Source organism: Vulcaniibacterium thermophilum (assembly GCF_007923255.1).
In the GTDB taxonomy this organism is placed as follows: domain Bacteria; phylum Pseudomonadota; class Gammaproteobacteria; order Xanthomonadales; family Xanthomonadaceae; genus Lysobacter_F; species Lysobacter_F thermophilum.
Window position 1 is genome coordinate 81,719 of the sequence record NZ_VOHJ01000010.1, and the last position, 6,501, is coordinate 88,219.

The 6,501-nt window shown below is 70.1% G+C and carries 4 protein-coding genes; 3 read left to right on the forward strand and 1 reads right to left on the reverse strand.

The window, feature by feature from the left end; all coding sequences use genetic code 11:
* Window positions 1-152: 152 nt before the first annotated feature.
* A complete protein-coding gene (tdh, locus tag FQY64_RS06230; protein WP_186760873.1) occupies window positions 153-1,187 on the reverse strand; it encodes an L-threonine 3-dehydrogenase in 1,035 nt (344 codons plus the stop codon).
* A gap of 237 nt (window positions 1,188-1,424) precedes the next feature.
* Between tdh and FQY64_RS06235 the strand changes: the two genes are divergently transcribed.
* From FQY64_RS06235 to FQY64_RS06245, 3 genes are all read left to right on the forward strand, one after another.
* Window positions 1,425-3,518 (forward strand): S46 family peptidase, encoded by a 2,094-nt coding sequence (locus tag FQY64_RS06235; protein WP_186760876.1) that lies wholly within the window; start codon window positions 1,425-1,427, stop codon window positions 3,516-3,518.
* Between the two features lie 423 nt (window positions 3,519-3,941).
* Entirely contained in the window at window positions 3,942-5,504 is a 1,563-nt protein-coding gene (gene serA, locus FQY64_RS06240; RefSeq protein WP_186760874.1) for a phosphoglycerate dehydrogenase, read from the forward strand.
* Window positions 5,504-6,145 (forward strand): histidine phosphatase family protein, encoded by a 642-nt coding sequence (locus FQY64_RS06245; protein ID WP_146472998.1) that lies wholly within the window; start codon window positions 5,504-5,506, stop codon window positions 6,143-6,145. Before serA ends, FQY64_RS06245 begins: the two co-directional genes overlap by 1 nt.
* Window positions 6,146-6,501 lie beyond the last annotated feature (356 nt).

Here is a 6,501-nt window from a genome sequence, read left to right on the forward strand (position 1 = left end):
GGAATCGGGAATGGGGAATAGGGAATCGGGAATCGTCGGGAGGGAGCCGTGGAAGGGAAGCGGGACGCGCGAGCAGGTCGCTTTACGATTCCCGATTCCCCATTCCCGATTCCCGATTCCCGATTCCCGATTCCCGATTCCCGGCTTCAGATTCAGTTCCAGCTCAACACCACCTTGCCCGCCTTGCCGGATTCCATCAATTCGAAGCCCTTCTGGAACTCGTCGACCGGAAGCTGGTGGGTGAGCACCTTGTGCAGCGGGAAGCCGGACATCACCAGCTGGGTCATCTTGTACCAGGTCTCGTACATGCGGCGTCCGTAGATGCCGTGGATGGTGAGGCCCTTGAAGATGATCTTGTCCCAGTCGGCGCCGGCGCCCTTGGGCATGATGCCGAGCATGGCGATCTTGCCGCCGTGGTACATGCAGTCGAGCATGTCGTTGAACGCGCGCGGATTGCCGCTCATCTCCAGGCCGACGTCGAAGCCTTCCATGTGCAGATCCGCCATCACCTCCTTGAGCGAGGTGTTGGCGACGTTGACCACGCGGGTGGCGCCCATGTCGGCGGCCAGTTTCAGGCGGTAGTCGTTGACGTCGGTGACGACCACGTTGCGCGCGCCGATGTGCTTGCAGATGCCGGCGGCGATGATGCCGATCGGGCCGGCGCCGGTGATCAGCACGTCCTCGCCGACCACGTCGAACTCCAGCGCGCAGTGCGCGGCGTTGCCGTAAGGGTCGAAGAACGCGGCCAGCTCGCTCGGGATCTGGTCGGGAATCGGCCACAGGTTGGAGGCCGGCATCACGATGTACTCGGCGAACGCGCCGTCGCGGTTGACGCCGATGCCGACCGTGTTCGGGCACAGGTGCTGGCGGCCGGCGCGGCAGTTGCGGCAGTGGCCGCAGACAATGTGGCCTTCCGCGCTCACGCGCTGGCCCAGCCGGTAGCCGGTGACGCCCGGGCCGAGTTCGACGATGCGGCCGACGAATTCGTGGCCGATCACCAGGCCGGGCTTGATGGTGCGCTGGCTCCACTCGTCCCACAGGTAGATGTGCAGGTCCGTGCCGCAGATCGCGGTCTTCTCGAGCTTGATGAGCACCTCGTTCGGCCCCGGCGTCGGGATCGGCACCTGCTCCATCCAGATGCCCTTGGCCGGCTCGCGCTTCACCAGCGCCTTCATCGTTTGCGTCATGGGGAGTTCCGCGGACCTGCGGGTGAGAGGGCCGGAATTATACGCGCCGGGTTCCGTACGCCCGGGCATCGCCGGGCGGGCGCTCCGTCATGGTCGCCGCACCCACGGCCGGGCTAGACTCGGCCTCCCCTGACAAGGAGGCGAGCCATGCGTCACTCCGTGTTGTCCTGCGCGATCGCGCTGACGACCGCCGCGGCCGGATTGGCCGCACCGACGCCCGCGATGGCGGGCGAGGGCATGTGGGTTCCGCAGCAGTTGCCGGAGATCGCGGGGCCGCTGCGCAAGGCGGGACTGCGGCTGGATCCGAAGCAGCTGGCCGATCTCACCGGCGATCCGATGGGCGCGGTGGTCTCGCTCGGCGGCTGCACCGCGAGCTTCGTCTCGCCGCAGGGGCTGGTGGCGACCAACCACCACTGCGCGTACGGCGCGATCCAGCTCAACTCCACGCCCGAGAAGAACCTGATGCGCGACGGCTTCAACGCCGCCACGCTGCAGGAGGAGGTTTCCGCCGGCCCGAACGCGCGCATCTACGCGCTCGATTCGATCCAGGACGTCACCGAGGAAGTGGAGGACGTCATTGCGCGCGCGCCGGACGCCTACGCCCGCACCCAGGCGATGGAGACGCTCGAGAAGCAGTTGGTGGCCGAGTGCGAACGCGAGCCGGGCTATCGCTGCCGCCTCTACAGCTTCATGGGCGGCACCGCCTACCGCCTGTTCCGCAACCTCGAGATCAAGGACGTGCGCCTGGTCTACGCGCCGCCCGGCAGCATCGGCAACTACGGCGGCGAGATCGACAACTGGATGTGGCCGCGCCACACCGGCGACTTCGCGTTCTATCGCGCCTACGTCGGCAAGGACGGCAAGCCGGCGGCCTTCTCGCCCGACAACGTGCCCTACCGGCCGAAGGTGTGGCTGAAGATCGCCGACCGGCCGCTGGGTCCGGGCGATTTCGTGATGGTGGCGGGCTATCCCGGCTACACCAACCGCTACGCGCTGGCGACCGATTTCGACGCCACCGAGAGCTGGACCTATCCCACCGTCGGTCAGCACTACAAGAGCCTGGTCGCGCTGGTGGAGGCCGAGGGCAAGAAGAATCCCGACATCGCGGTGAAGTACGCCAACACCGTGCGCGGCTGGCAGAACACGCTCAAGAACTACGACGGCCAGCTCGAAGGCTTCAAGCGCATCGGCGCCGGCGAGACCAAGCGCAAGGAGGAGGCCGCGGTGCTCGACTGGCTGCGCCAGCAGGGCGATGCCGGCAAGCCGGCGCTGGAGGCGCACGCGAAGCTGGTGGCGCTGAGCGGGCAGGCGCAGGCCACGCGCGAGCGCGACCTCGTGTTCGGCCAGTTGCGCAACACCGGCGTGCTGGGCGTGGCCACGCAGCTCTACCGGCTGGCGATCGAGCGCGCCAAGCCGGACGCCGAGCGCGAGCCCGGCTACCAGCAGCGCGACCTGCCCACCATCGAAGGCGGCCTGAAGCAGTTCGAGCGCCGCTACCACCCGCGCATGGACCGTCTGCTGCAGCAGTACTGGCTGCGCCAGTACGTGAAGCTGCCCAAGGCGCAGCGTCTGCCCGCGCTGGACAAGTGGCTCGGCGGCAGCGACGAGAAGGCGATCGAGCGCGCGCTCGACCGGCTGGCGAAGACGCGTCTGGGCAACGCCGACGCGCGCATGGCGCTGCTGAAGACCGACCGCAAGGGCTTCGAGGCCAGCAACGACCCGGCCGTGCAGTTCGCGGTCGCGATCATGCCGGCAGTCCTGCAGATCGAACGCGAGGTCGACACCCGCACCGGCGAGGCGCTGGTGGCGCGGCCGGTGTTCCTGAAGGCGGTCGCCGACTACCGCAAGAGCCGGGGCCAAGCGGTCTACCCGGATGCCAATTCGTCGCTGCGCATCACCTTCGGCCAGGTGACGGGCTACACCAAGCTCGACGGCAGCAAGCAGCAGCCGTTCACGCGGCTCGAGGAAGTGGCGGCCAAGGCCACCGGCGAGGAGCCGTTCGACGCGCCGCAGGCGCTGCTGGATGCGATCAAGGCCAAGCGTTACGGCGGGCTGGCCGATCGCCGCCTCGGCACGGTGCCGGTGAACTTCCTGTCGGATCTGGACATCACCGGCGGCAACTCCGGCTCGCCGGTGCTCGACGCGCGCGGCCGTCTGGTCGGCCTTGCGTTCGACGGCAACTGGGAGTCGGTCAGCTCCAACTGGGTGTTCGATCCGAAGATGACCCGCATGATCGCGGTCGACCAGCGCTACATGCGCTGGATCATGCAGGAGGTCTTCCCGGCGCCGCGTCTGCTGGAGGAAATGGGCGTGGCGCCGAAGAAGCGCTGACCGCCCAGGTTGACGTCGCGGAAGGGGCCGGTTCGCCGGCCCCTTTCTTTTGGCCACGGATCCACGCGGATGAGCACGGATCGAACCTGCCGATCGGCGGCGCCGTGCAGGCGCGGCAGGAATCTGCAAGGTCCGGGTACTCGGCCGCACGCCCACAAGGGTGTGGCGCGGTCGGGGCTGAAGTCCTGCAGATGTCGATCCGTGGTCATCCGTGCAAATCCGCGGCAAAAAACCGGCTTGTGCGCCGCCGCCCGTCTGCTACGCTGGCCCGGTCGCGGATTCCCATGCCAGCCGGCCCCGTTTCCCGACCAGCGTTGTGATCCAGGCCACCCCGCGGTGGCCGCTTGCCGCCCGACGGGCGGCGCATGGCGTCGTGCCGGCTCGCAGGCGTTTCCGCGCTCCCTTCCCACCCGAGGAGCTGCGATGAAAGTCCTGGCCTGCGATGGCATCCACGAAGACGGTCTGTCCCTGTTCCGCGCCGCGGGCTGGGAGGTCGTCGTGTCCGACCCGATCAAGGACGCCGCGAAACTGGCGAAGGCGCTCGCCGGCGTCGACGCCGTGCTGGTGCGCTCCGCCACCCAGGTCACCGCGGAGGCGATCGCCGACGCACCGCGCCTGCGCGTGATCGGCCGCGCCGGCGCCGGCGTCGACACCATCGACGTCGATGCCGCCACCGCGCGCGGCATCGCGGTGATGAACGCGCCCGACGGCAACACGCTGGCCGCCGCCGAGCACGCGCTCGCGCTGCTGTTCGCGCTGGCGCGCCACGTGCCGCGCGCCGATGCCGGCATGAAGGCCGGCGAATGGCCGAAGGCCGGCCTGACCGGCTTCGAGCTGGAAGGCAAGCGGCTGGGCATCATCGGCCTGGGCCGCATCGGCAGCACGGTCGCGCGCAAGGCGCACGGCATCGGCATGGAAGTGGCCGCGCACGATCCGTTCCTGCCGCCAGCCGCCGCCGGCAAGGGCAGCGTGCCGCTGAAGCCGCTGGAGGAGCTGCTGGCGTGGGCGGACATCGTCACCCTGCACATCCCGCGCACCAAGGACACCACCCACCTGCTGGGCGAAGCCCGCCTGCGCGCGATGAAGCGCGGCGCCTACCTCGTCAACGCCGCGCGCGGCGGGCTGGTGGACGAGGCCGCGCTGCTGAAGCTGCTCGACGAAGGCCACCTCGCCGGTGCCGCGCTCGACACCTTCGCCACCGAGCCGCTGCCGGCCGACTCGCCGCTGCGCGCGCATCCGAAGCTGATCCTCACGCCGCACCTCGGCGCCTCCACCGGCGAGGCGCAGCAGGCGGTCAGCACCATCCTCGCGCGGCAGATCCTCGACTTCGTGCAGACCGGCGCGGTCGCCGGCTGCGTCAACCTGCCGCCGCTGTCGGCCGAGGCCGCGCGCGAGGTCGGGCCGTGGATGCCGCTGATGTCCGCGCTCGGCCGGCTGGCCTCGCGCCTGGTGCACGCGCCGACGCGCCTGCAGATCACCTACGCCGGGCGCACCGAGGCGCTCGACACGCGGCCGCTGACGCGCCTGCTGGTGGCCGCGCTGCTGGGCACCGCGTCCGGCCGGGTGACGCCGGTCAACGCGCTGCACGAGGCGGCCGCGCGCGGTCTGACCGTGGCCGAGACCGTCGGCGGCGACGGCGACGGCTTCGACCGCCTGCTGCGCGTGCGCGTGGAAGGCAATGGCGACGTGCGCGAGATCGAGGCGACCCTGCACCGCGGCCCGCGCGTGGTGCGCATGGACGGCGCCGAGATCGAGTTCGACCCGCAGGCGCACCTGCTGCTGATGCGCAACGAGGACCGCCCCGGCATGATCGGCCTGGTCGGTTCGCACCTTGGCGCGGCCGGCATCAACATCGTCAACTTCTCGCTCGGCGCAAAGGGCGATGGCGAGGCGCTGGCGGCGATCACCGTCGACCGCCCGGTTCCCGAGCCGCAACTGCTCGCGCTGCGTGCGATCCCGGGCGTGCTCGCGCTGGAGATGCTGTGATGCGCGTGCTGCTGGCCCGTCATGGCGAGACGCCCTGGAACGCCGAAGGCCGCTACCAGGGCCAGGTGGACATTCCGCTGTCGGACGTCGGCCTGCGCCAGGCGCAGGCGCTCGGCGCGCGCCTGCGCGAGGTCCCGATCGCGCGCGCGGTGTGCTCGCCGCTGTCGCGCGCGCGGCAGACCGCGGAGCTCGCGCTCGGCGCGCGCGACATTCCGCTCACGCTCGATCCCGGGCTGATGGAAATCGCGCACGGCACCTGGGAGGGCCTGCTCGCCAGCGAGATCCGCGAGCGCGATCCCGAGCGCATGCGCGCCTGGCGCGAGGCGCCGCACGAGGTGCTGATGCCGGAGGGCGAATCGCTGCAGCACGTGCTCGATCGCGCCTGGCCCGCGCTGGCGCGCGCCTGCGACGGCCTCGGTCCCGGCGACACGCTGCTGGTGGTGGCGCACGACGCCGTCAACCGCGTGCTGCTGTGCCGGATCATGGGCCTGCCGCTGTCGCGGCTGTGGAGCTTCCGGCAGGCGCCGACCACGTTGAACCTGCTGGAAGGCGACAGCGTGGACGGCCTGGAGGTGGTGCGCCTCAACGACTGCAGCCACCACACGCCGCTGTTCGGCGAGGCGGTGCATCGGGCGTTGTGAGTCGCGCGGGAGGAGTGATCGGCCACGGATTGGCGCGGATGAACACGGATCGTTTCCTGCACCGCAGGCGCGCAGCTCCCATGCGGCGGGACAAGTCCCGCCCTACCCGAGGCTTGACGTAGGTTGGGCTGAGCCGAAGGCGAAGCCCAACGTCGGTCCGCAATGCGATGTTGGGCTTCGCTGCGTAGTGCTTCAGCCGCGACGCCGCGCCGTGTCCGGTCGCGGCTGAAGCCGCTTGTGTCTTTCGATCCCGCTAGATTTCCAAGGTGAGAGCGGAGTGCGGCAGGTCGCTAAGCCGCGGTGCCGCGAGCACGAGCAGGAGCATGGACCGCCGCACTCCGTGCTCTCGCCCCAAG